This window comes from Acinetobacter sp. C15, from assembly GCF_013420645.1.
Taxonomy (GTDB): Bacteria; Pseudomonadota; Gammaproteobacteria; order Pseudomonadales; family Moraxellaceae; genus Acinetobacter; species Acinetobacter indicus.
Genome location: NZ_VOXR01000139.1, coordinates 1 through 1,038, shown reverse-complemented (window position 1 = coordinate 1,038; position 1,038 = coordinate 1). Strand labels below are relative to the sequence as shown.

1 protein-coding gene is annotated in these 1,038 nt (G+C 33.3%); it reads left to right on the top strand.

What is annotated here, in order from left to right; translation table 11 throughout:
* Positions 1-107 precede the first annotated feature (107 nt).
* On the top strand, positions 108-887 hold the full coding sequence (locus tag FTT63_RS15565) for an aminoglycoside O-phosphotransferase APH(3')-VIa (RefSeq protein WP_000422636.1): 780 nt from the start codon (positions 108-110) through the stop codon (positions 885-887).
* Positions 888-1,038: the final 151 nt, after the last annotated feature.

The following is a 1,038-nucleotide window of genomic DNA, read 5'->3' as shown; positions in this document are numbered from 1 at the left end:
TGTTTGAATTCGCCCCATATTTTTGCTACAGTGAACCAAATTAAGATCATCTATTTACTAGGCCTCGCATTTGCGGGGTTTTTAATGCTGAATAAAAGGAAAACTTGATGGAATTGCCCAATATTATTCAACAATTTATCGGAAACAGCGTTTTAGAGCCAAATAAAATTGGTCAGTCGCCATCGGATGTTTATTCTTTTAATCGAAATAATGAAACTTTTTTTCTTAAGCGATCTAGCACTTTATATACAGAGACCACATACAGTGTCTCTCGTGAAGCGAAAATGTTGAGTTGGCTCTCTGAGAAATTAAAGGTGCCTGAACTCATCATGACTTTTCAGGATGAGCAGTTTGAATTCATGATCACTAAAGCGATCAATGCAAAACCAATTTCAGCGCTTTTTTTAACAGACCAAGAATTGCTTGCTATCTATAAGGAGGCACTCAATCTGTTAAATTCAATTGCTATTATTGATTGTCCATTTATTTCAAACATTGATCATCGGTTAAAAGAGTCAAAATTTTTTATTGATAACCAACTCCTTGACGATATAGATCAAGATGATTTTGACACTGAATTATGGGGAGACCATAAAACTTACCTAAGTCTATGGAATGAGTTAACCGAGACTCGTGTTGAAGAAAGATTGGTTTTTTCTCATGGCGATATCACGGATAGTAATATTTTTATAGATAAATTCAATGAAATTTATTTTTTAGATCTTGGTCGTGCTGGGTTAGCAGATGAATTTGTAGATATATCCTTTGTTGAACGTTGCCTAAGAGAGGATGCATCGGAGGAAACTGCGAAAATATTTTTAAAGCATTTAAAAAATGATAGACCTGACAAAAGGAATTATTTTTTAAAACTTGATGAATTGAATTGATTCCAAGCATTATCTAAAAATACTTGGCAGAGTAAAACTTGAAGTGCGACATAAACCACCTAATTAATTTAAAGGGTTTATGGAGTATATAAAATTGTCATACCATCATCTTAACTTTGAAGATCGTACTGCATTAATGCTTGAGTCAAGA

Coding starts and splice junctions, on each gene's coding strand:
- FTT63_RS15565 (WP_000422636.1), top strand. CDS start 108: ATGGAATTGCCCAATATTATTCAACAATTTATCGGAAACAGCGTTTTA.